The 1,315-nt window shown below is 36.8% G+C and carries 1 protein-coding gene and 1 pseudogene; one reads left to right on the forward strand and one right to left on the reverse strand.

Annotation, left to right across the window (positions count from 1 at the left end):
- Positions 1–103: 103 nt before the first annotated feature.
- Positions 104–280: pseudogene (locus AACX68_RS07330) on the forward strand (IS982 family transposase); the annotation flags it as partial.
- A 12-nt stretch (positions 281–292) separates the two neighbouring features.
- Here the strand turns inward: AACX68_RS07330 and AACX68_RS07335 are convergent.
- Positions 293–1,315, reverse strand: a 1,023-nt coding sequence (locus AACX68_RS07335; protein ID WP_228860864.1) for a hypothetical protein, incomplete at its 5' end; no start/stop codon positions are given.

Genomic DNA, 1,315 nt, shown 5'->3' on the forward strand with positions numbered 1-1,315 from the left:
CGGGCAGGAATGACAGGTGTGTTTGCCTGATGGGAGCGGTATGAGTCGAGAGGCTCACGTACCGTTCTGCGAGAGGCTGCGGGGGCAGTTCCCGCGGCCTACTCAACCGGTTAATGGGCAATTAAAAAATATCTGTCAAATAGAACATTCTCGTCATCGAAGTATAAAAGGATTTCTGTTGACTATTTTAACGGGGTTAATTGCTTATTGTCATAAAAAGAAGAAACCATCACTGAAAGTTTTCTACTCAGAAGAAGAAGATATTCCAGTGACAGCTTAAACAGAATTGGGGTTAGTTAAATAATTGTGTTTGAAAAATAGGTATCAGAGCCTGCGCTATAGGGTAAAATATACGGGGTTTTTCTTTACAAATTTCTGAGGCCGTAACATTTATTTTAGACTGAAATGAATGTGACCCCCCACATGCATTTTCCATCGCTATAGCGTTTAGCTCTAATTCTGATGGGACGATATCGTTATATTCTAATTGCCTGCCTAATTGGTTACGTAATCGGAGAAAATATGTATCGTTACTTGTCATTAATGGTACTCTGGCATTTGGTTGTCCCTGTTCAAGTTCTGCTGTAATCGCTATAGCAAAAAAGTGTCCGGGATTTGATCTATCTAATTGTATTTTGTTTTCTTTTTCATTAAGATCTCCCAATTCAAGCAACCCGGGATGCGTCAGACCTAAAGCATGTCCAAACTCATGAGCTATAGTATGGTAAACCAATATTTTTGCAACGTGGTGTTCTGTATAAAGATTATTTAACGTTCTTCTAATGTTGTTGAAAGTTTCTCTTGGATAATTGAATGTATTAGTTAGGACTATTCCAGGTCTATTAAAAATTTGATTTGCTATATGCTCTTGGATTTCAGGTGGTAAAATTAAAGTTGTTTCAGCTAAATCCAAACCCAAACTTGTCTGTTGTGCTTCATTCGCCCTGGTGATTTGAAAATCAGTATCACTAGATGAGCCCTGAGGTATTTCTGCAAGACGAATAGGGCTATTCCTTGCTATAAGTCGTTGATTCCACATATCTGCCGCATCTCTTACTAATGGAGCAACCTCGATAGTAATATTTCTTGTTGTTCCATCATCATTATGAATAGAGACTGTAACTGCTCCTATATTTTCAGCTATTCTATATCTTAAATTATTATTAAAAAAATCAGATGGGTTATAGATTTGATTGTTTAAAGCTATAGAACAGACGTGCCTATTAGGGTTTGAGTAGGCAGAGGGATCATAAGGATAAGCATAAAATGCTGATAGAGATAAAATTAGTAAAATATATTTCATATTATATTCTCT

This window comes from Xenorhabdus sp. PB61.4 (assembly GCF_963894935.1).
In the GTDB taxonomy this organism is placed as follows: domain Bacteria; phylum Pseudomonadota; class Gammaproteobacteria; order Enterobacterales; family Enterobacteriaceae; genus Xenorhabdus; species Xenorhabdus stockiae.